Consider the following 20609-nt stretch of genomic DNA (forward strand, 5'->3'; position numbering starts at 1 on the left):
AGGCTTAGTTTTTTTTGTTGGAATAGGGGGTGGGGTCAGGTCATGATCGTTATACATGATCTAAGTAAGACATACAAAACCGCGAATGATACCTTCAAGGCGCTCAATGGGCTCAGCTTAACAATTGAACGTGGGGATATCTTCGGTATCATCGGCTTTAGCGGAGCAGGGAAATCGACCTTGGTGCGCTGTATGAATAGGCTCGAGGAACCGGATAAGGGAAGCGTTAGGATCGGAAACACTGTGATTACCGATTTGAACGAAAGGCAGCTGAGAAAAGCGCGGCAGAAAATTGGAATGATTTTTCAGTCCTTTAATTTATTTGACGGTAAAACGGTATTTCACAATGTGGCCTTTCCCTTGAGGGTTTCGGGTTACGACAAAGCGACCATCAGAAGGCGTGTCAAGGAAGTGCTGGAGATGGTCCAGCTTAGCGATAAGGAAAATGCTTATCCATCGCAGTTAAGCGGTGGTCAGAAGCAACGGGTGGGTATCGCGAGAGCACTTGTAAATGAACCAGATGTCTTATTATGCGATGAAGCTACGTCCTCTCTTGACCCGCAGACAACTTACTCTATTCTGGAGCTTCTTCAGGAAATCAATAGAAAACTCAATCTGACGATCGTATTAATAACCCATGAGCTAGACGTGCTACAGCATATTTGCAAAAATGTAGCCGTTATTGAGCAAGGGAAAATCGTAGAAAACGGTACGGTCGATCAATTTTTTCTAGCCCCGGAAAGCGATACGGCAAGGAGATTTGTTCATATCGTTGAACGTTATCGGCAGAAACGCAATGTGTTGGAAGGGGCGGGAGCAGGCATATGAGAGATGATGTACTCGAGTTGCTATGGGAAGGCTTGCGCCAAACGCTTTACATGCTCGTTTGGTCATCCTTATTCGCTATTATTATAGGTTTGATTCTTGGAATCGCACTGGTCGTTACGGAGAAGGGGAACATTTTGGAGGCAAGGCTGATCCATAAGGTTGTCAGTTTGATGATTAATGGCATCCGTTCGATCCCTTTTATCATCCTCATCGTCCTCCTCTTACCGGTTGCAAGATGGGTGATTGGCACCACGTTAGGGCCAACGGCAGCAATTGTGTCGCTTTCGATTGGAGCAGCCCCCTTCTTAGGGCGAATCGTAGAGAGTGCCTTGAAAGAGGTGGCTCTGGGTAAGATCGAAGCAGCCAAGTCGTTCGGGGCTTCTCCTTTGCAAATTATTTTTCGAGTGTTAATTCCTGAAGCGCTCCCTGCTCTAGTCAGAAGCCTAACGATTGCAGTCATAGCCATTACTGAACTGACTGCGGTTGCAGGAGCAATCGGAGCAGGCGGACTTGGAAGTCTTGCTATTCGTTTCGGTTATCAGAGGTTCCGAGAGGATATCATGTTCGCCACAGTCATCACCATCATTCTTCTTGTTCAGTTCATTCAATGGACGGGCGATTACATCTCCAGATCCATCAGTAGAAAACGCTACAAGCTGGAGTAAGAGATATTCATTTTTTATGAGGGTGTATTTAAGGTTTCACAGGTTTAACAAATAGATAAATTATAAAATGGGAGTGAGAGAGAATGTCCAGAAAAAGCTTGTTCGTCCTGATTTCATTATTCGTTATCCTTAGCGCGGTGGTCACCGGATGCGGCTCTAAGAGCAATAACAACGCATCATCCCCGTCAGCCTCTCCATCCACATCTGCACCAAGCTCATCCGAAGCCTCAGCAGCTCCTTCGGAATCCAGTACCCCATCTGCATCAGCAGCACCGGAGGTAACGCTTAAGGTGGGTGCAGCCGCGGTTCCACACGCTGTTATTCTGAAATTCGTCAAACCGATATTGAAGGAGCAAGGGGTCAATCTAGATGTTGTCGTATTCGACGACGAGGGGCAGTTAAATCCATCGCTGAAGGAAGGGCAGATCGATGCGAACTACTTCCAACACGTGCCGTATTTGGATTCCGTTAAGGGTGAGAAGGGGTATGATTTTGTTGTAACAACGAAGGTTCACGTAGAGCCGATCGGGTTCTATTCGGATAAACTCAAATCTAAAGATGATATTAAAGAGGGAGCTACGATCGGGATTCCGAATAATCCATCCAATGAGTATAGAGCGCTTGTCTTATTGCAGCAGCAAGGTCTAATTACATTAAAAGAAGGCATTACGACCTACGAAGCGACGCCCAAGGATATCGTGGATAATCCGAAAAAACTAAAATTTGTCGAAGCTGATTCTGCGACATTACCTCGCGCGCTGCCGGATCTAGATGGGGCAATTATTAACACAAATCTTGTCCTAGAAGCAAAGATTGACCCGAATTCTGCTTTATTCCGTGAGGATGCCAATTCCCCTTATGCGAACATTATCGTCGTTCGTAAGGGCGATGAAAATCAAGAAGCAATCAAGAAGCTTGACGCGGTACTTACCTCACCTGAAGTGAAGAAATTTATCCAAGATACGTATGGAGTCGCGGTAGTTCCAGCGTTCTAATCGGCTTTAATTTCGCGAAGATGAAGAAACCCTCAATCGAGGGTTTTTTTTATTCAGAATAGGAGAAGACGGCTGACTGTTCCCGCCATCCTCCAATAGTGGAAAATTTACGTTTATTAAAGCTTAAATATTCAAAAGTTGGTCACGGAAAATCTTTAACTGCCATTCAACCCGCATGAGTACTGTGTTAACGTAGCATGTAGACTTTTTTTCTTCTTGGATGTTTCCTCCAGACGAGGGTGAACGCATAAGAAAATGGGAGAGGTTGAATACTACAATTACGATTCAATGTCACCAATGTCACACACCAATGAAAGTGGGGCAACATGAGCTATGAAAGCAACCGGGATTGTACGCCGTATTGATGACCTCGGACGGGTCGTTATTCCGAAAGAAATTCGTCGCACCCTTCGTATTCGCGAAGGAGATCCATTAGAAATATTCGTGGATCGCGATGGTGAAGTTATTCTCAAAAAATATTCTCCAATCGGTGAACTGGGCGATTTTGCTAAGGAATACGCTGAATCATTGTCGGAGAGCACGGGGCATATCGCCATGATTTCTGACCGCGATACCTTTATTGCAGTAGCGGGTGCCGCTAAGAAAGAGTACCTTGACAAAGCAGTAGGAAACTTATTGGAAAGCTGCATGGAAAATCGGAAAATCGTTTTGGAAACTACCCCAGGTAGTTATGAATTATTACGCGACGCAAATGAGCCGATCAGTTCATTTGTCGTAGCTCCGATTATCTCTAGTGGTGATCCCATCGGAACTGTTGTCCTGGTAAGTAAGGATGAGCAGGTAAACATGGGCAACATGGAGAGTAAGATGGTGGAGACCGCAGCGGGATTCCTAGCTAAACAAATGGAGCAATAAGTGAATATCGGTTAAACAAGCATGAAAGTTTCCCGAACAGATATTATCTGTTCGCTGGAAGCTTTTTTGCATTGCTGCTTTAGATTATAATTAAAAAACAGGCCCTGCATCGGAGATTGTGGAAGCTGGAATGAATACCGACCTCATTAGGACGGTAGAGCTAGTTGTTGATTTAGGAAATGGGGAATCGAACGGGAATGCGAATACAGTTGGAATCTCAGAAAATGGGGGAGAAGGCCGTTTGGCAAGGTGCGGCATTGCTTGGTGGTGCAGCCCTACTATCCAAGCTGATCGGCACGTTACAAAAAATTCCGCTGCAAAATATGGCCGGTGATGAAGTGTTCGGCTTATATAGCGCGGTCTATGCCTTAGCCGTCATGTGGATGACTCTCGCTTCGGCGGGAATACCCGTTGCTGTAAGCGTCCTCGTAGCGGAAAGATCAGCAAATGGTGACGAACAAGGTGCGCAGAGAGTGCTTAAATGGGCTACAGTGCTGCTAGGAATAAGTGGACTTCTTATGTTTGGAATTTTGTGGCTCGGGGCGGACACATTTGCGCATTGGATGGGGCTTGAGTCGGCATCTTCTGCCATCCGAATGTCATCTCTCGCTCTGTTATTTGCGCCTTTGACAGCGGTCCTGAGGGGCTATCATCAAGGGAAAATGCAAATGCTTCGACCTGCGATATCGCAGCTCACAGAGCAGGTTGCACGAGTTTCCTTCATGCTGATTGCTCTCGTGTGGGCGCTAGATTCAATGTGGTCGCCTTCTGCAACAGCTGCTGCCGTACATGGAGGTCTTGCATCTGGCGCTATTGCCGGCCTCGTGGCTATGTTATGGTATACGGGTAGTCGTCGGAATAAACCATTAATTATTCGTTCGACAGGTGCAAGGAAGACCTTTGTTAAACATGAGGCTTCGGGCAAATCTATACGAATCGTGAGAATAACTGAAACAAGGAGAGCTTTGTTTAAACGCATTCTCACTGTCGCCATTCCGATCGCCATCGCTTCCATTGTCGCACCTTTGTTCGGGTTAATTGATGCGTTCTCCATACCTCGGCTATTGCAGCAAGAGGACGTAGAAGCCTCGTGGTCACTTGCGCAATACGGCGTTTACAATCGTGGTGTAGCTTTGCTGCAGCTTGTCATAATGGCTGCCGCTGGAGCAGCGTCAGCGCTAGTTCCGGCTCTGACGGCAGCTAGGGCTCGTGGAGACGAGGAGGCATTCGCCTCACGTGCGTTGTTTGCTTTGCGCCTAGCCTGGTGGATCGGCTGCGCATCAGCGATTGGATTGGCGCTGCTTGCGTTGCCAATCAATAAGGCTTTGTTCGCCGACGGCAGCGGAACTGCCGCGATGGCGATTATTGCTTTTGCCGCGGTGGGTGGCACGCTGCAGGCGGTAAGTGCGGCGCTGCTACAAGGCATGGGTGACCTGCGGTCACCTGCCGTTAACTTGGCCGCCGCGGCCCTGCTCAAGCTAACGCTCAACGCGGTGCTTGTGCCCGCGTACGGCATCAACGGCGCTGCCGCCGCCATGGCGCTGGCTTTCGCCGCCGCTGCAGTGCTTAACGCGCTGTCCTTGCGTCAGCGCGCCCAACTGCCAGCCCCGCGCGTAAGCCTCGCGTGGCGCTCCACCGCTGCGCTAGCCGCTATGGCGGCTGCGGTCGCGTTGCTCACGCTAGGGCTAGGCGCGTTAACCACGGCCTTGCCTACGCGCTTTGCGGCCCTCCTCGTCGCCCTGCTGGGCGTCGTGATCGGTGCCGCAGTGTTCGCCGCGGCGCTAGTCGCCCTAGGCGCCGTCGCTCCACAGCAATGGCGCGAGCTGCCGGGGATATCCGGCAGCCGCATCGATACCTGGTTGCTGCGCATTCATTCCCTTTGTCATCGTGAACCCAAGAAAGGATGAACATATATCATGGCACCTTCGATAACCATTGTCGGACTCGGTTCCGGCGGAGAAGACCAACTCACATTAGGCATACTTAAGGCACTGGAGCAAACTACGCACCGCTATGTACGTACACTGGACCATCCTGCGGTCGCTGATCTACAGTTACGTAATATTTCTTTTCAATCCTTCGATTCGCTTTATGAGCAACTGGAATCCTTCGAGGGCGTATACGAAGCCATCACATTAGAATTAATCAATACAGCAAAACGGCATCCGAACGAAACGATCCTCTATGCCGTACCTGGCCACCCGATGGTTGCGGAACGGACCGTTCAGTTGCTGAGACAGCGTGCGACGGAGGAAGGTGTTCAATTACAGCTTCTTGGCGGTGAAAGCTTTCTAGACCAAGCATTCACTCGCTTAGGCTTCGACCCCATTGAGGGCTTCCAGCTCCTTGACGCTTCTGAATTAAGGCGTGAGCATCTGAGACCACATCTTCATACCGTCATCGGACAAGTATACGACGTGTACACGGCTTCCGATGTCAAATTAACATTGATGAGCGTTTATCCGGATGATCATCCTGTTATTGTCGGCAAAGCGCTTGGTGTATCGGGACACGAAGTTATTCAGCAAATCCCTCTTCATGAGCTTGATCGTCTAGAATCCTACGGAAACCTGATGCTTGTATACGTTGCAGCCAGTACGGATGAACGTCTGCGTCGGGGCTCCTTCGAGCGCTTACATGAGATCGTCTCTATTCTCCGAAGTCCGGAAGGCTGCCCGTGGGATCGCGAGCAGACGCATCTGTCCATCCGCCGTAATTTTATCGAGGAAACATTCGAAGCGATCGAGGCCATAGACTTAGATGACCCGGATGGCATGAAAGAAGAATTCGGTGATGTGATCCTACAAGTGCTGCTGCATAGTCAGATGGAGGAAGAAACCGGTGCATTCGACGTATATGACGTTTTGGCCGAGTTGAACGACAAGCTGATCTTTAGGCATCCCCATGTTTTCGGCGGAGCGAACGCTCCAGATGCTGAAGCCGCGCTGCAAAATTGGGAGCAGATGAAGGCTGAAGAGAAGAAGCGTAAGGGCATACCGGAGCGGACCTCGATTCTCGACGGTATACCTAAAGATTTACCCGCTCTTCCCCGTGCCCATAAGCAACAGAAGCAGGCAGCAAAAGTTGGCTTCGATTGGCCGGATTTGAATGGTGTTTTCGATAAAATGGAGGAAGAGCTTCAGGAGCTTCGTGAAGCTGTAAAACAGGAATCTCCCGAGCGTCAGCAAGACGAATTAGGGGATTTGTTGTTCGCGGTTGTGAATGCGTCGAGGTTCCTCAAGGCTGATCCAGAGGAAGCACTTGCAGGCACTAATCGTAAGTTTGCAGCTCGGTTTAAGTACATCGAAGAGCAGCTACGTATAAGTGGGAGAACTTTTGAGCAGACTGATTTGTCAGAGATGGAAGCTTGGTGGCAGGAAGCTAAAATACGTCTGCAACCTTAAAAAAACCTAAAATTCGCGTATTTTCCCGTACTTTCTACCTATTTCGAGAATTATTTTTCAGGTTTGGCAGGATTTTTTTAAGAAGGGACAGAATAGTATCCTTCGAGCAGTAAACAATCAAACGTTTCAAGCGGCTTACGGGCTAGCAGGAACGAAATAAGGTATTGACCATAGGAGGAATTCTCTAACATGAACAAAACAGATCTTATCAACAACATCGCAGACAAAAGCGGCTTAACTAAGAAAGACGTAGAATCCGTATTAAATGGTTTTCTGGGCGAAGTAACTGACGCTCTTGCTAGCGGCGACAAAGTTCAACTTATTGGCTTTGGCACGTTCGAAACTCGTAGCCGTTCTGGCCGCGTAGGACGCAACCCACAAACAGGTAATGCGATCACGATTCCAGCTTCCAAAGTACCTGCTTTCAAAGCAGGTAACAAATTGAAAGACGCTGTTAAGTAATTAATGCGTCTTGATAAGTTTCTGAAGGTGTCGCGGCTCATTAAGCGCCGCACCGTTGCGAAGGACGTGTCCGATCAAGGGCGCGTCCTTCTCAACGATAAAGAGGCTAAACCAAGCACTGTTGTCAAAATCGGGGATGTGCTGGACATCCAATTCGGTCAGCGTACGTTAACCGTGCGGATTGAACGGCTGACTGAATCTACCCGCAAAGAGGACACCTTGGGGCTCTACACCGTGCTTAAGGAAGAAGCTCGCAAACGGGAGGAAGACCCTTTCGGTCTTTAGCCGCTGCGACTCAGCTTTATAGGAAAACAAACAAGTCAGCCATTGGGCTGGCTTTTTTTGTTTGCACTCATGTAGTAAGATTGCACCTGGTGGCACCTAACTGCAGAGGCACTGAGCCACATATTCATCGCTACAGTTCGATGGTATCTAACTCCAGAGGCACCGACGCCCATAATCATCGCTACAGTTCGATGGTATCTAACTCCAGAGGCACCGACGCCCATAATCATCGCTACAGTTCGATGGTATCTAACTCCAGAGGCACCGACGCCCATAATCATCGCTACAGTTCGATGGCACCTAACTGCAGAGGCACCGAGTCCCATATTCACCGCTACAGTTCGATGGTACCTAACTCCAGAGGCACGTACGCACGTTTTCACGCTACAGTTCGATAGCACCTAACTCCAGAGGCACGTACGCACGTTTTCATCGCTACAGTTCGATAGCACCTAACTCCAGCGGTACGTACGCACGTTTTCACGCTACAGTTCGGTAGCACCTAACTCCAGAAGCACCGAGTCACATATTCATCGCTACAGTTCGATAGCACCTAACTCCAGAGGCACGTACACACATATTCACCACTACAGTTTGATGGCATCTAACTCCAGCAACCACTCAGCTATGCAGTCACTCCTCTGTTCTAGTCTCATTCCCGTCTCACTGAAAAAAATCTAAAAATAATAGATTCCCTAGTATTACTAATATGTTATATTTTACCTAGTCGTGTCGTGTTCTATCAAACGATGGCTCATGATCTTAAATAAGCACTATCATACTGGAGGGCACTAGTGAATGTGGCAGAAGAAGTTGACGAAACGGTTTGTTTCAATCGCAATTATGATTTCAATGATTTTCACTGGATGTGTTAGTGTGTTTGCGGGATCGTTGAAAGACACTCAAGGCCACTGGGCAGAAAGCTCGATACAATCATGGGTTGATCAAGGCTTAATTTCCGGTTACAAAGACGGAACATTCAAGCCCAATGGCAATATTACTCGATCAGAACTTATTGTCCTCATAAATAAATCCTTCGGGTTTAAGGAAGAAGATCAGGTTCTCTTCACCGACGTAAAGCCATCAAATTGGTTTTACACCGACTTATCCAAGGCTGTGGCTGCAGAGTATTTAACAGACGTAGCAGACGGCACATTCCGACCGGTTCAGGCGGTGACAAGGCAAGAGGCAGCGTCCATTCTCACTAAACTTCTTGCGCTTACACCGTCCCAATCCGCAGATGGAGTGGTAGATGTTAAAGATTTATCAGAGTCAGCTAGAGGTGCTATCGGTGCTGTCGTGGACGTTAAATTGATGGGGCAGAACACAAAAGGTCAATTCCGTCCGAACGATAAAATAACTCGTGCAGAGGCGGTTGTCGTTCTGACTCGGGCACTTCAGTATAAGAAGGCGAAAAATGAAATCGTATATGCCGAGCCGGGCGTATATGGACCGACTACAGGATCGGAAACGGTAAGCAAGAACGTACGCATTACTTCACCAGGTGTCACACTGCAGAATATGGTCTTAGAGGGTAATATGACCATAGAGAAATCCGTCGGGGACGGAGATGTATTCTTGAAGCATGTTTCAGTTAAGGGAACGACAGAGGTAAATGGAGGCGGCGCGAAAAGTGTTCACCTCGTGGATTCTGTCATTATCAAGCTAATCGTAAACAAAAAAGACGGCAGTGTGCGTATCGTTGTAGAGGGCTCTACAGAGGTAAGAGAAGTCATCCTGTATTCAAGTACAAGGCTTGAAGAATCCAAGCTACTGGGAGCGGGCTTTAGGAGTATAGCATTAGCTGAGTCTCTACCAGCAGGTTCTCTAATAACGTTAATCGGTAAGTTTGAGAACGTAGATGTTATAGCTACAAAGATCAGCTTAGAAATTCTGCAAGGGCAAGTCGACAAATTGAGTGTAGACAAACAAGCAACAGCGTCATCTATTAGCGTGAGCAAAGAATCTAAAATCCTGGAGCTCATTCTTGCGGCGGCAGTAAAAGTCATCGGTGTAGGCACAATCGAGAAAGCAAATATTCAAGCAAGTGGAGCCTCGATCGAGCAGATGCCACAAACAGTGGAAGTAGGCAAAGACGTAAAAGCGGAAGTTGGTGGCAAACCGGCGGTTAACGGCTCATTCGGTGGTTTTGGTGGAGGTGGTGGAGGAGGCGGCGGTGGCGGTCCTGTTGGCCCTGGCCCCATCGTACCGACAAACGTAGATAAATCAAAGCTGAAGTCAGCAATCGATACCGCACAAGTGAAGTATAACGAAGCGGTTGAGGGATTAGAAATCGGGCAGTACCTCCCGTCAACAAAGGCTGATTTTCTTGTCGAGCTTAAAAAAGCCATATCCATATATAGCAACGTGCAAACGACTCAGCAACAGGCGAATGAGGCAATCCCTGTATTAAATGAATTATTCGAATGGTTTGGATTCGCTGCTCTGCGATATTCATTTACTGAAATGTTTGATCGAACGATTGAACAGTATAAGTTTATGTTAGCAGAAACACCAGAAGGCACTGACGGAGGAATGGCAGTAGTTGGATCGAAATTGATATTCAAGGAAGCCATTAGTACGGCAAAATCCGTTCGATTAAATACTTCCGCAACACCACAGCAAGTTGAGATTGCGCTATATAACCTACAGTCAACAGCTCAAACTTTTCAAGCTAGCCTCGTGCCAATAGAGTATGGACAACTTCAAATCCTCTACGATAGTGTTCTTCAAAGATATATCGTGGCAGAAGAGGGCGTTGGAACTGGCCAATATCAGGTCGGAGCTAAAGAATTTTTGCGTCTTAGTTTAGATCACGTTGAAAGGATTCTCAAAGAAAAGCCTAAACTATCAATGGATGAATACAATAGCAAGTCACAAAATTTAATATATGGTTTAAATATATTCGAGGAGAAGAAAAACCCTGAAAACAAAACGGAAATAACAAATGTAAGTAGATATTATATCGATGATTCTTTTGGTATCACCCTCAATAGTGTTTCTGGAACGGTATACGCCTTGCCATCTAATGAATTCCCTAGCTCAATTAATGATTTACAATTGTTAGCGAACGATAATAAAGCGATATGGGCAAAAGTAACTGGAAATTCGATGGTGCTTGATTTGTCTGGCCTTAAAGAAGGACAGTTTAAACTTTATCATGTAGACGATAGTGGTAAGTTGTCTAAGCCATTCATAAAATATTATGATGTAAACTATAGCATATACCCTAAAAATCCAACTCATGTAAACGTTCAAACTAGTCGAAACCCAGAAGGAAAGATTATCAACACGATAACTTGGACAGATAGCATCTCAAAAGACGTATCGTATTCCATTTTTCGAAATACAACTCCTGACTTTGAGTATGTAGATACACTAATTGAGATTTATATCCCAGAAGGAAAAGGTCAGTATATCGATAATGATGTAGATCTCAAACCAGGAACAACTTACTACTACAAGATGTGGGTTAGGACGAAAGATCATTTTGTATCATTTTCAAACAGCTTTTCGATCACAACCCCTTCGGAATAATTCCTAAATGTTGTATGATAATAGAGTCCCCAGCTTAATCGCGGGGGGCTCTATTATACATAAGAGGAGCATAATCATGACCAAAGCTCACGAAATATGGATCGGTGCATACGGTGCCAAAAATGAAATCGGAATTACTCGGTTGGAGCTACTACCAGACACTGGAGAACTCATCAAAACTGCCGAATATGGCGGGATTGAAAGTCCATCCTTCCTACGCATGAACAAAGCGGGAAACCGTCTGTATGCGGTAAGCGAGACGGATTCTTATTCAACTGAGGATGGCCAAGAAGAAGGTGGACAGCTTGCTTCCTTCCCAATCGACGAGGAATCACGCAAGCTGGGACCCGGTCAATATCATCCGACTCATGGCAATCATCCTTGTCATTTGTCGTTTACCCCGATGGAAGACTGGCTAGCTGTCTCGAACTACAGCGGGGCATCCGTCATGATGTATCCAATCGGACCGGATTCACGACCGTTAGCTCCAGCCATTCGGTTCCGCCATACCGGAACAGGACCAAATGCTGATCGTCAAGAGGCACCTCATCCACATTCCGTCTTTTTCAGCCCAGATGGTCAATTTTTGTACGTCGTTGATCTTGGGATGGACAAGGTTATGGTTTATGGTCGGGGACCTGAATCGTATGAATGGTCAGCTCATGATGCTGTTTCACTCGAACCAGGAGCAGGACCGCGCCATCTTGCCATTCATCCGTCTGGAAAAAACGCATACGTAGTAAACGAACTCAATAGCACCGTTACGAGACTTTCCATCGAAGAGCCTGGCAAGCTGGTGCGTCAAGAATCCCTTTCAACGCTTCCTTCGTCCTATGGGGAGGAGAGCTGGTGTGCAGAAATTCTGGTTTCGCCGGATGGGCGGTTCGTCTATGCTTCCAATCGCGGACATGATAGCATTGCTATTTTTCAAGTGAACGAACAAACGGGAGAGCTCCAAGCTTCGGGCTACGTTTCCACAAGAGGTAAGTATCCTCGGAATTTCGCTCTAACTCCGGATGGAGAATGGTTGGTAGCGGCGAACCAGAACTCAGACTCTGTTGTTCTGTTCCGTATTGAACCTCAATCTGGCTTGCCAGTGTATGCCGGAGTAGAGTTAGCCATTAGCAAACCCGTTTGTGTTCTCATACGTAAGTGCTAGCTTCGGAAGAGGTTGCTAATCTTTTTCTAAACTAGCTTCGAGCGCTTTGCCAAGCCCTTTTCATCACAATTGTTCTTTGCGCATATGTCGTACAGTTCTAATTCCCCTCCTTCGTCCATAGGCTAGTCTTAAAGGCAAGGAGGGACGTGCTATGGAAAACGTTAAGGGAGCCAAGCATCAGGAAGTCCGTATGCTTAATCGGAAATCGCTCGATATTTCCGGCGTTAGCAATGTGGAGAGCTTCGATAACGAGGAATTTCTGCTGGAAACCGAATGCGGATTTTTGACCGTTCGAGGGCAAAACCTGCACATGAAAAACTTGAACCTTGATCAAGGGCTTGTCTCCATCGAAGGGACGATACATTCCCTTGCTTATTTGGACGGCAGCAGTACTGGGAATAAGTCGAAGGGCTTGTTCGGGAAGTTATTCAAGTGAGCGCTGCGGCACAAGGAATGACGATCGCATCCATGATGATGTGCGGATTGGCCATGGGGCTCGTCTTTGACGTCTATCGTGTCGCATCACATCGCTTTAACGTTGCCCGTTGGCTGCTTCCCGCGCTCGATATGATCTATTGGGCGGCAGCAACCCTTGGAGTATTCAGCATATTGCTCATGAACAATGAGGGCGAAGTGAGGATGTATGTTTTTCTAGGGTTAGGGATCGGGGTAACAGGGTATTTCGGACTGTTCAGCAGTTGGGTGGTCAAGCTATCTGCCAAGGTGATAGATGGTCTCAAATCGTTGTTTCATTTCGTGTGGAAGCTGTTTAATACATTATTGCTGACTCCACTTCTGTGGATGATTCGATTGTTGGCCAAGCTCTTGGATATTGCATTCATTGTGACAGCAGCTTTACTCCTCTGGGTTGGCAAGCTAGTTCTGATGCCGGTGTTTGCTTTAGCTAGACTACTATGGCCTAAGCTTCTCCCTGTAAGGCGAAAGTTCGAGCCGCTGGTAGGCATATATCGTCGGGTTCATGAACGTGCGAGGCAAATTCGAGCTTTGTTTAGAAAAAAGCCTTAGCAGAGTTTCGACAACCTTTGTGCCGGAATTGCATCGGAAGAAGGATATTTCTAGTAAACTGATTATGTTATAATGATCGAGTCCCAACTTTTTTTTGGATGATCCTATCGCTGGGGAAGGAGGCATCGAGTTGTCTTCACGCACTTTGACTAAGACACCTGTTATGGCTGGCGCACGTAGAAGATTGAAAATATTGTTATTTGTACTCGTACTCTTTATGGGTTGGGCATTATACGTTCTTGTTGTGCAATACGGGCATATCAGTGATCGTAAGAGTCAAATGCAGGAAGCTGAACAGAAGCTTACCGATGCCCAAGCGAAGAACGAAGAGCTTCAACTGCAGATTGCACGCTTAAAGGATGACGAGTACATAGGTCAAATTGCCCGCAAGGAGTATGGACTTGGATTTCCGGGAGAATTTAATATCAACACGGAATAGGGCGTACATAAGTGAATGAGTAGTCTAACATCTGTTGACCGTAGTTTGAATTATCGGTTATAATTGGCATAGCCGGACTTATGTAGTCTGGGTACATTTAGGTTCAGGGAGGAACATCGGTTTTTATGGCCATCGAAGTGGGTACCAAGTTGGAGGGCAAAGTTACCGGCATCACGCATTTCGGAGCATTTGTGGATTTAACGGGTGGAGTTACAGGACTCGTTCATATTTCCGAGATTGCCGACAGCTATGTGAAAGACGTTCATGAGCATTTGAAGATTAATGACATGGTTACCGTTAAGGTCATTAATGTGGACAAGGACGGCAAGATTGGTCTGTCCATTCGCCAAGCTGTGGACAAACCGCCGGAGCAACAACAACAGCAGCAACAACCGCAACAACGTGGACCTCGCGATCGCGGTGGTCGCCCATCCAAACCAGGTGGTTTCGGAAGATCGCCCTCTTTTGATGACAAATTGTCTCGCTTCCTCAAGGATAGCGAAGAACGCATTTCTAATCTTAAGAAAAGTACCGAATCCAAAAGAGGCGGACGCGGCGGACGTCGTTCGTAAGATATAAGTTGATCAATGTATTCAGAGCCGGACCTTAGGGTCCGGCTCTATTGTTTTTTTTATGAAAATAATTTAACCCTCAGCAGTCATTCGCGCCTATCTGGCATTCCAGCGCGGTTTGCGTCTGCATAAGAGCGGCAAGGAGCGCCATTCCCCGTCGGATGAGCGCGTTTTTTTGTTGTCGTAAATGGTGGATTTGATTCGTGCTTATGAAATAAATAAGGGTTTAACCTATGGGCGCCATAGGTTTGCCCTGTTCGCAAATCTTGCTACTGGTTACTGCTTGATAATGTCGGAAAAAACTTTTATCCCACCAACTGTTTCTGACAAACTTTATGAAATACCCCCCCTATAATAAAGAACACAATTCAATCTGGTAAATGGGGTGTGCATCATGGACAAGCCGTCCGTCGTTCCTTTCATTCCGCGAATAGGAACCGGACCCTCTCTTACTCCTAGCAAGGGAAGCAAGGGTAAGAGTTGGTTTCAGAAGCGGAGATCATCCGTGCAAAAGCAAGGAGACTCTCAACCGCCGTCACTGTTATTGCGATGGAGAGAAGCTTTGCGAGCGCAGCAATGGCTGCTAATCATTATTGGGGTCGGGTTTTTGCTAGGAAGGGCAGTCATGCTGGAAGGGATAACCCCCTTTGCCGCGGCCTTCTTTGGAGTCGTGCTGTATTTGCGCAAGGATCTTGCTCTATGGGCAATGCTCTCGCTTGTAGCCGGAAGCTTCTGGGCGATAGATCCAATGCCTGTGGTCATTCTTGCGGAGATCGGAGTAATCTACTTGCTCTATCGCGGATTGGTGCTTTATGAGAGGGCGGATTTATCGCATGCTCCGGTCGTTGTGTTCGCAGGAACGCTGATCGTCCGATTGTTCGATACGCTTCTTTCTGAGAACACCGCATGGTTGCCTTATCTACTAACGCTGGTGGAAGCGGGATTGGCCTTCGTGCTTACCTTGCTCTTCGTTCACGCATTACCCGTTCTTACGAGGACAAGGAAAGCAACCGATTTGCGCCAGGAGGAATGGGTAGGCATCGTTATTTTACTAGCGTGTCTACTTACGGGAATGACGGGATGGACGATTTATGGAATTGCTGTAGCCAGTGTGCTATCTCGTTACTTTGTAGTGATGGCAGCATTCGTAGGTGGTCCGGCAATGGGTACATCCGCAGGCGTTATAGCAGGCATGATTCTTAGCTTGTCCAATCTCGGTGCGACATCAGAGATCGGATTGCTCGCCTTCGGTGGATTGATGGCAGGGCTTCTACGAGAGGGTGGTAAAGCAGCAGTCGTGTTCGGTTTGTTACTGGGCACATCGGTATTGGCTTTGTACGGTGGAACTCCCGCGGATACGTTAGCGTCCACTTGGGCGACTGTAGTAGCTTCCTTGCTGCTGGTGTTCACTTCACGTTCGATAACGGAATCTATATCAAGATATGTTCCAGGTACTCCAAACTATGCACAAAATCAACACGATTATGCGCAAAAGGTTAGAGATTTGACGGCGGAGAGGGTGGAGAAGTTTTCCGAGGTGTTCCGGCAGCTATCTCGAAGCTTTCGCCAGATCACCCAAGCGGGAGAAACAGTCAGGCAGAATCAGGATTTCGACCACTTCGTGAATGAGGTACATGAGCGAGCGTGTACAAGCTGTCATCGCCGTGGCTTATGCTGGGACAGGCAATTCATCCAAACCTACAAGCTGATGACCGATATGATGACAGCGGTAGAGAAAGAGCCAGACTTAATGCCTGCGCAAATCCCAAAGGCGTGGAGCCGAGTATGCGTTAAGACTCCTCTTGTGCTGGATGTACTTAAACGTCAATACGAAATTTACCGCAATGACTTGCATTGGCGGCAGCAATTGCAGGAAAGCCGTTTCTTAGTTGCCGATCAATTATCAGGGGTTTCTCAGGTCATGGATGACCTAGTAAAAGAAATTCGCCGCGAAACCAAGCAGATGGAAGCTCAAGAGAGGCAAATCCGTGATGCCCTTGACCATCTTGGACTAGCGATTCAGAGCATAGATATTATTAGCCTGGAGGAGGGACATATTGATATTGAGATGGTGCATGCTTTCCGCACGGGGTACGATGAATGCCGCAAAATGATTGCACCGATTCTAACGGAAATTCTGGGGGAGATGGTTACGGTTAGTAACGAGCGAAGTGGCGTTCCTACTGCGCATCTGAGCACAGTAACGTTCGCTTCGGCCAAAATTTATGAAGTGGAGACGGGGGTGGCAGGAGCCGCTAAGGACGGGGATATGCTGTCGGGAGATAGCTTTAGTATGGTAGAGCTAGGAAATGGTAAATTCGCTGTGGCTTTAAGCGATGGAATGGGCAATGGGGTACGAGCTCGTATGGAGAGTAGTGCGGCCCTCTCGATGTTAGAGCAGTTATTACAATCGGGCATAGACGAACAGCTGGCGGTAAAATCAGTAAATTCGATATTGCTGCTGCGCTCCCCAGAGGAAATGTTCGCAACCGTTGATCTTGCCTTGATTGATTTATATACGGCACATGCCACTATGCTTAAGATAGGCTCGACCCCAAGCTTTATTAAGCGAGGGGTCGAGATCATCCCTATAGCAGCTAATAATTTACCTATTGGAATTTTGCAAGATATTGAGATTGATCTACTGAGGGTGCAGCTACAGCCAGGGGATACGCTGATTATGATGACGGATGGGATTCTGGATTCTCCTGGTCATGCGATTAACAAGGAGCAGTGGATGAAGAGAGTTCTACGGGAGCTGGATGACGGTGATCCTCAAGAAATCGCAGATGCATTGCTGGATATGGCATTGCGCCAACATCCCGGTGGGGTAAAGGATGATATGACCGTAGTCGTTACCCGACTAAGTCGGCATCAGCCAGAATGGGCGGCGTTCCGCTGGCCTGGGCTCAATCGGCTAGAGCGACCAAGGACGGTGAGTTAATCATAGGGGATGGCAACGAAATAACGCTCCGCAGAGGGTAGGCTCTGTGAAGCGTTATTTTCATTTAGGGTCATTTTTCTCATAAAAAGGCTCCCTCCCTTTCCTTATCTATATTTTATTATCACCGTAATAGAAATGTATTCATACCAAAGTCTGTTTTTCGTAACACCCTATTTACAATTATATACCAACAAGAGTTTATAGCTCTACGAGAATCACGTCTGACATGTGGTTAAACTCCCCACTCCTTGGCGACACTATTAATAGATTCTAGTTAATAGGAGGAGTGTGAATGATGAAGCAAATACTACTTATTACAGACGGAGGCTCGAACGTAGGAGAGAGTCCGATAGTTGCGGCGGCGCAGGCGTATGCCGAAGGAATTACGGTAAACGTTGCCGGAGTTGTAGATGAAGGGGCAATCGGAGAGTATGGAGCTGCAGAGATTGCTGAGATTGCCCGTGCTGGCGGAGGGATTAGCCAGATCGTGACCAGTCGACAGCTATCTCGAACGGTGCAGATGATGACAAGGCAGACTGTCGCAGGCACGATAAGGCATGCCGTTAATCAGGAGCTACGCCAATTATTTGGCGTTGACAATGTTGGGGCATTAGCTCCTCCTAAACGAGCGGAAGTTGTTAAAGTGATGGAGGAAATGGAAGAGACAATGTCTCTGTCTATAGCACTGCTAATTGATGCTAGTGCCAGTATGAAACCAAAGCTTGCAGCTGTGGAGGAAGCGATACGCGATCTCACATTAAGCTTGCAGGCCCGGACAGGGAGCAGCCAAGTATCTGTATTCCATTTCCCTGGGGATGCTCAGCATGCTTATTGTGTTATGGATGCTGGATGGACCTCTAACGCATCTAAGATTGGGTCGCTATTCGGTAGGATCCGCATGCGGGGGACAACTCCAACGGGGCCAGCACTTTTGCAGGTCGTTGATTTTATTCGAGAGACATGTGGTAGAATAAGCAAAACAGAGCCAATGGAACCATCAACACAGACTACACGCGTTGAATCGAACGGGGTGCGGAGTGACTACGTCGTCTGATATGCAACATTTACCTAAGGGAACAGAAATCAGAGGTAAATGGAATGGGAAGCTCTATCGTCTTGAGCGGTTATTAGGGAAAGGATCGAATGGTCAAGTGTATCTAGCAACTTCGGGTAGCCGAGCAACTTATGCCATCAAGCTTGGGCATGAGGCTACAGAGCTGCAAGGAGAAGTAAACATTCTGGCTTCATTGGATCATTCGGAGAAGGATCGTCCCCCTTTTCTGTTAGACGTAGATGACGTTATTCTACAAGGGGTTAAAGTTCCGTTCTATGTCATGAAGTTTGTACCAGGCATTCCGGTCAAAGATTACCTACAACAACAGGGTTCGCATTGGATCGGTGTCGTAGGGTATCGTTTATTGGAGCGGTTGACGCAATTGCATGAGGTTGGATGGGTATTCGGAGATATTAAGAGTGATAATGTTCTCGTTAATGAATATGGTAGAGTGGAATTAGTGGATTATGGCGGAGCATCGGCTATTGGTCGCAGCGTCCGTCAGTTTACTGAAATATACGATCGAGGGTATTGGTCTGCCGGGAGCCGCATGGCTGATCCGGCTTATGACCTTTTTGCAGTCGCTATGTTATGGCTGCACGCCTTGGACAGCAAGCGGCTAATTCAATTAACGAAAACAATGCTCCCGCAGAATCGCCACCCGCGAGAGCTAATTAAGCTCGTGAGGAGCAATTCTAGACTTCAGCCAGTAGAAAATTGGATGGAGAAGGCTCTGACAGGGCAATTTGAGCATTCAAGGGAAGCTAGCCAGCAGTGGAGAGAGGCCGTCCGGTTGTCACAAAAGGTTAAAGTTCCTGATGATCGTGTAAAAGGATGGATGGCAGGATTATTAGGTGGAGCGATTATACTTAGCACCTCTGCAGTGATTATTTGGTTGTTACAATAAAGGGTATAAGGAGAAGATGACAGTGCACCCGCAAGACGATTGGAAACCTCGTATGATGGCGCAAGCGAGAGCAGATGGATGGTGGCACAGAGGCGGATCGGTTGTCGCGGCGGTTTCCGGTGGCCCGGATTCTATGGCGCTTCTTCATCTTCTCAAGGTAATGGCGGAGGAAGAGCCTTTTCAAATCATAGTTGCGCATGCAAACCATCAGTTCCGCGGAGCGGAGTCGGATGCCGAGGCGGAGCTGGTCGGTCGATTAGCAAAGGAGTGGGGAATGCCCTTCGAGTCGGCGGAGCTTGGATTACCGGCTTACATAGCTGCAACAGGTATGAATCCCCAGTCTGCTTCGCGGGAGAAACGCTATCAATTTCTGGAGGGAGTGGCGAGTAAATACGCATGCCCTATTGTTTTAACCGGTCATCATGCGGATGATCAAGCGGAAACGGTACTGATGAGAGTGATCAGGGGAACAGGCGTTAGCGGACTCTCTGGTATTCCCAATCGCCGAAAAGAAGAACAATTGGAACTGATTCGCCCCTTGTTACGTATAACCAAATGTGAGCTTCTGGATTATTGTAAGCGAAACGGGGTGCCTTACGCGGTTGATAGCAGCAATGTCGATAGACATTACTTCCGGAATACGATTCGGCTCGATCTGATGCCGATGCTGGAGAAGTACAATCCAAGGCTGAGAGCTTCTTTAGTAAGACTAGCCGATATGGCGGCAGCAGACGATCAATATATGGAAGAGCATACCCTTCTAGCTTTTCAAAAAGGGGTTACTCCATCAGAAGAGGGCTTCCGACTAGAGCGGCGATGGTTCCGCGGCCTTCACATCGCTTTACAACGAAGATTGATTAAATTAATATTAAGCTGTTGTTCAAATTCTCGCCAAATGTTGGATTACCAGCATGTGGAGGAAATCCTTGCAGTGCTTCTCCAACAATATCCTACGGTGAACCATCTGGATATTGGAGATGGATGGGTGCTGAGAAGGGAATATGAAGAGGTGTATATCGGTCCGGAGCTTCCGGAATCGGTCAACTTTACGTATATTGTCACCGAGGGTATGGACGAGGTAACAATTAGCGAATCAAGGGAGCGAGTTACGCTGGAGCGCCTTGAGGGTTCCTTCCCGAATAGGAAGGAAAACCAGCAGGAAGCTTGCTTTGATGCAGACCGTTTGGAGTTTCCCCTACAGATTCGCAGCCGCTTACCCGGCGATCTCATGCATCCTTATGGATTAAACGGCACGAAAAAAGTGCAAGATATGTTCGTTGATGCCAAAGTACCGCGTTCTCGCCGTGACAAGCTACCTCTTCTTGTAAATGGAGATGGTCGTGTGCTCTGGATTCCGGGAATGCGACGCTCAAGCGATGCTCTAGTCACTAAGGAAACCCGAAATACATGGCGAATCACATTCGTTAGGGTTGAAAACTAGGGCATGATAGTTGTA

At 47.5% G+C, this 20609-nt stretch carries 19 protein-coding genes; 18 read left to right on the forward strand and 1 reads right to left on the reverse strand.

Going from position 1 to position 20609, the window contains the following annotated elements:
• The first annotated feature begins 42 nt into the window (after nt 1–42).
• From M1K58_RS28295 to M1K58_RS28330, 8 genes are all read left to right on the forward strand, one after another.
• Nucleotides 43–828, forward strand: coding sequence for a methionine ABC transporter ATP-binding protein (locus M1K58_RS28295; protein ID WP_256762267.1), 786 nt, complete (start codon nt 43–45; stop codon nt 826–828).
• Complete coding sequence (locus M1K58_RS28300; RefSeq protein ID WP_256762268.1) at nt 825–1493, forward strand: methionine ABC transporter permease; 669 nt, start codon at nt 825–827, stop codon at nt 1491–1493. Before M1K58_RS28295 ends, M1K58_RS28300 begins: the two co-directional genes overlap by 4 nt.
• A gap of 83 nt (nt 1494–1576) precedes the next feature.
• A complete protein-coding gene (locus M1K58_RS28305; RefSeq protein WP_256762269.1) occupies nt 1577–2488 on the forward strand; it encodes a MetQ/NlpA family ABC transporter substrate-binding protein in 912 nt (303 codons plus the stop codon).
• A gap of 333 nt (nt 2489–2821) precedes the next feature.
• Nucleotides 2822–3364: a stage V sporulation protein T gene (gene spoVT / locus M1K58_RS28310; RefSeq protein ID WP_256762270.1), complete on the forward strand. Its 543-nt coding sequence runs from the start codon at nt 2822–2824 to the stop codon at nt 3362–3364.
• Between the two features lie 197 nt (nt 3365–3561).
• Nucleotides 3562–5271, forward strand: coding sequence for a polysaccharide biosynthesis protein (locus tag M1K58_RS28315; RefSeq protein ID WP_256762271.1), 1710 nt, complete (start codon nt 3562–3564; stop codon nt 5269–5271).
• Between the two features lie 9 nt (nt 5272–5280).
• Nucleotides 5281–6768, forward strand: coding sequence for a bifunctional methyltransferase/pyrophosphohydrolase YabN (yabN, locus tag M1K58_RS28320; protein WP_256762272.1), 1488 nt, complete (start codon nt 5281–5283; stop codon nt 6766–6768).
• A 189-nt stretch (nt 6769–6957) separates the two neighbouring features.
• Entirely contained in the window at nt 6958–7230 is a 273-nt protein-coding gene (locus tag M1K58_RS28325; RefSeq protein ID WP_256762273.1) for an HU family DNA-binding protein, read from the forward strand.
• Nucleotides 7231–7233: 3 nt separating this feature from the next.
• Entirely contained in the window at nt 7234–7515 is a 282-nt protein-coding gene (locus M1K58_RS28330) for an RNA-binding S4 domain-containing protein (RefSeq protein ID WP_256762274.1), read from the forward strand.
• A gap of 35 nt (nt 7516–7550) precedes the next feature.
• Here the strand turns inward: M1K58_RS28330 and M1K58_RS28335 are convergent, their stop codons facing one another.
• Nucleotides 7551–7898, reverse strand: coding sequence for a hypothetical protein (locus M1K58_RS28335; RefSeq protein ID WP_256762275.1), 348 nt, complete (start codon nt 7896–7898; stop codon nt 7551–7553).
• A gap of 415 nt (nt 7899–8313) precedes the next feature.
• Here M1K58_RS28335 and M1K58_RS28340 point away from each other — a divergent pair, with 415 nt between their 5' ends.
• The 10 genes from M1K58_RS28340 (at nt 8314) to tilS (ending at nt 20594) form a co-directional block, all read left to right on the forward strand.
• Nucleotides 8314–11052 carry an S-layer homology domain-containing protein gene (locus tag M1K58_RS28340; RefSeq protein WP_256762276.1) on the forward strand — a complete coding sequence of 913 codons (2739 nt, stop codon included), beginning with the start codon at nt 8314–8316 and terminating at the stop codon, nt 11050–11052.
• A gap of 76 nt (nt 11053–11128) precedes the next feature.
• The gene (locus M1K58_RS28345; RefSeq protein WP_256762277.1) at nt 11129–12211 is read left to right on the forward strand and encodes a lactonase family protein; all 1083 of its coding nucleotides are present in this window, start codon (nt 11129–11131) and stop codon (nt 12209–12211) included.
• Nucleotides 12212–12362: 151 nt separating this feature from the next.
• Entirely contained in the window at nt 12363–12647 is a 285-nt protein-coding gene (gene yabP / locus M1K58_RS28350) for a sporulation protein YabP (RefSeq protein WP_256762278.1), read from the forward strand.
• Nucleotides 12644–13237: a spore cortex biosynthesis protein YabQ gene (yabQ, locus tag M1K58_RS28355; RefSeq protein WP_256762279.1), complete on the forward strand. Its 594-nt coding sequence runs from the start codon at nt 12644–12646 to the stop codon at nt 13235–13237. Before yabP ends, yabQ begins: the two co-directional genes overlap by 4 nt.
• A 130-nt stretch (nt 13238–13367) precedes the next feature.
• Nucleotides 13368–13676: an FtsB family cell division protein gene (locus tag M1K58_RS28360; protein WP_256762280.1), complete on the forward strand. Its 309-nt coding sequence runs from the start codon at nt 13368–13370 to the stop codon at nt 13674–13676.
• 125 nt (nt 13677–13801) lie between these two features.
• A complete protein-coding gene (locus M1K58_RS28365; RefSeq protein WP_239619002.1) occupies nt 13802–14248 on the forward strand; it encodes a S1 domain-containing RNA-binding protein in 447 nt (148 codons plus the stop codon).
• Nucleotides 14249–14642: 394 nt separating this feature from the next.
• Complete coding sequence (spoIIE, locus tag M1K58_RS28370; protein WP_256762281.1) at nt 14643–17192, forward strand: stage II sporulation protein E; 2550 nt, start codon at nt 14643–14645, stop codon at nt 17190–17192.
• Between the two features lie 295 nt (nt 17193–17487).
• The gene (locus M1K58_RS28375) at nt 17488–18246 is read left to right on the forward strand and encodes a vWA domain-containing protein (RefSeq protein WP_256762307.1); all 759 of its coding nucleotides are present in this window, start codon (nt 17488–17490) and stop codon (nt 18244–18246) included.
• Nucleotides 18230–19153: a serine/threonine protein kinase gene (locus M1K58_RS28380; RefSeq protein WP_256762282.1), complete on the forward strand. Its 924-nt coding sequence runs from the start codon at nt 18230–18232 to the stop codon at nt 19151–19153. The genes M1K58_RS28375 and M1K58_RS28380 overlap by 17 nt, the downstream gene beginning before the upstream one ends.
• A gap of 22 nt (nt 19154–19175) precedes the next feature.
• Nucleotides 19176–20594, forward strand: a complete 1419-nt coding sequence (gene tilS / locus M1K58_RS28385; RefSeq protein WP_256762283.1) for a tRNA lysidine(34) synthetase TilS — start codon at nt 19176–19178, stop codon at nt 20592–20594.
• Nucleotides 20595–20609 lie beyond the last annotated feature (15 nt).

Source organism: Cohnella sp. WQ 127256 (genome assembly GCF_024519285.1).
GTDB lineage: Bacteria > Bacillota > Bacilli > Paenibacillales > Paenibacillaceae > Cohnella.

Bases quoted from the DNA above. Each gene is read 5' to 3' on its own strand.
- M1K58_RS28295 (WP_256762267.1), top strand. From the start codon at position 43: ATGATCGTTATACATGATCTAAGTAAGACATACAAAACCGCGAATGAT.
- M1K58_RS28300 (WP_256762268.1), top strand. From the start codon at position 825: ATGAGAGATGATGTACTCGAGTTGCTATGGGAAGGCTTGCGCCAAACG.
- M1K58_RS28305 (WP_256762269.1), top strand. From the start codon at position 1,577: ATGTCCAGAAAAAGCTTGTTCGTCCTGATTTCATTATTCGTTATCCTT.
- spoVT (WP_256762270.1), top strand. From the start codon at position 2,822: ATGAAAGCAACCGGGATTGTACGCCGTATTGATGACCTCGGACGGGTC.
- M1K58_RS28315 (WP_256762271.1), top strand. From the start codon at position 3,562: ATGCGAATACAGTTGGAATCTCAGAAAATGGGGGAGAAGGCCGTTTGG.
- yabN (WP_256762272.1), top strand. From the start codon at position 5,281: ATGGCACCTTCGATAACCATTGTCGGACTCGGTTCCGGCGGAGAAGAC.
- M1K58_RS28325 (WP_256762273.1), top strand. From the start codon at position 6,958: ATGAACAAAACAGATCTTATCAACAACATCGCAGACAAAAGCGGCTTA.
- M1K58_RS28330 (WP_256762274.1), top strand. From the start codon at position 7,234: ATGCGTCTTGATAAGTTTCTGAAGGTGTCGCGGCTCATTAAGCGCCGC.
- M1K58_RS28340 (WP_256762276.1), top strand. From the start codon at position 8,314: ATGTGGCAGAAGAAGTTGACGAAACGGTTTGTTTCAATCGCAATTATG.
- M1K58_RS28345 (WP_256762277.1), top strand. From the start codon at position 11,129: ATGACCAAAGCTCACGAAATATGGATCGGTGCATACGGTGCCAAAAAT.
- yabP (WP_256762278.1), top strand. From the start codon at position 12,363: ATGGAAAACGTTAAGGGAGCCAAGCATCAGGAAGTCCGTATGCTTAAT.
- M1K58_RS28365 (WP_239619002.1), top strand. From the start codon at position 13,802: ATGGCCATCGAAGTGGGTACCAAGTTGGAGGGCAAAGTTACCGGCATC.
- spoIIE (WP_256762281.1), top strand. From the start codon at position 14,643: ATGGACAAGCCGTCCGTCGTTCCTTTCATTCCGCGAATAGGAACCGGA.
- M1K58_RS28375 (WP_256762307.1), top strand. From the start codon at position 17,488: ATGAAGCAAATACTACTTATTACAGACGGAGGCTCGAACGTAGGAGAG.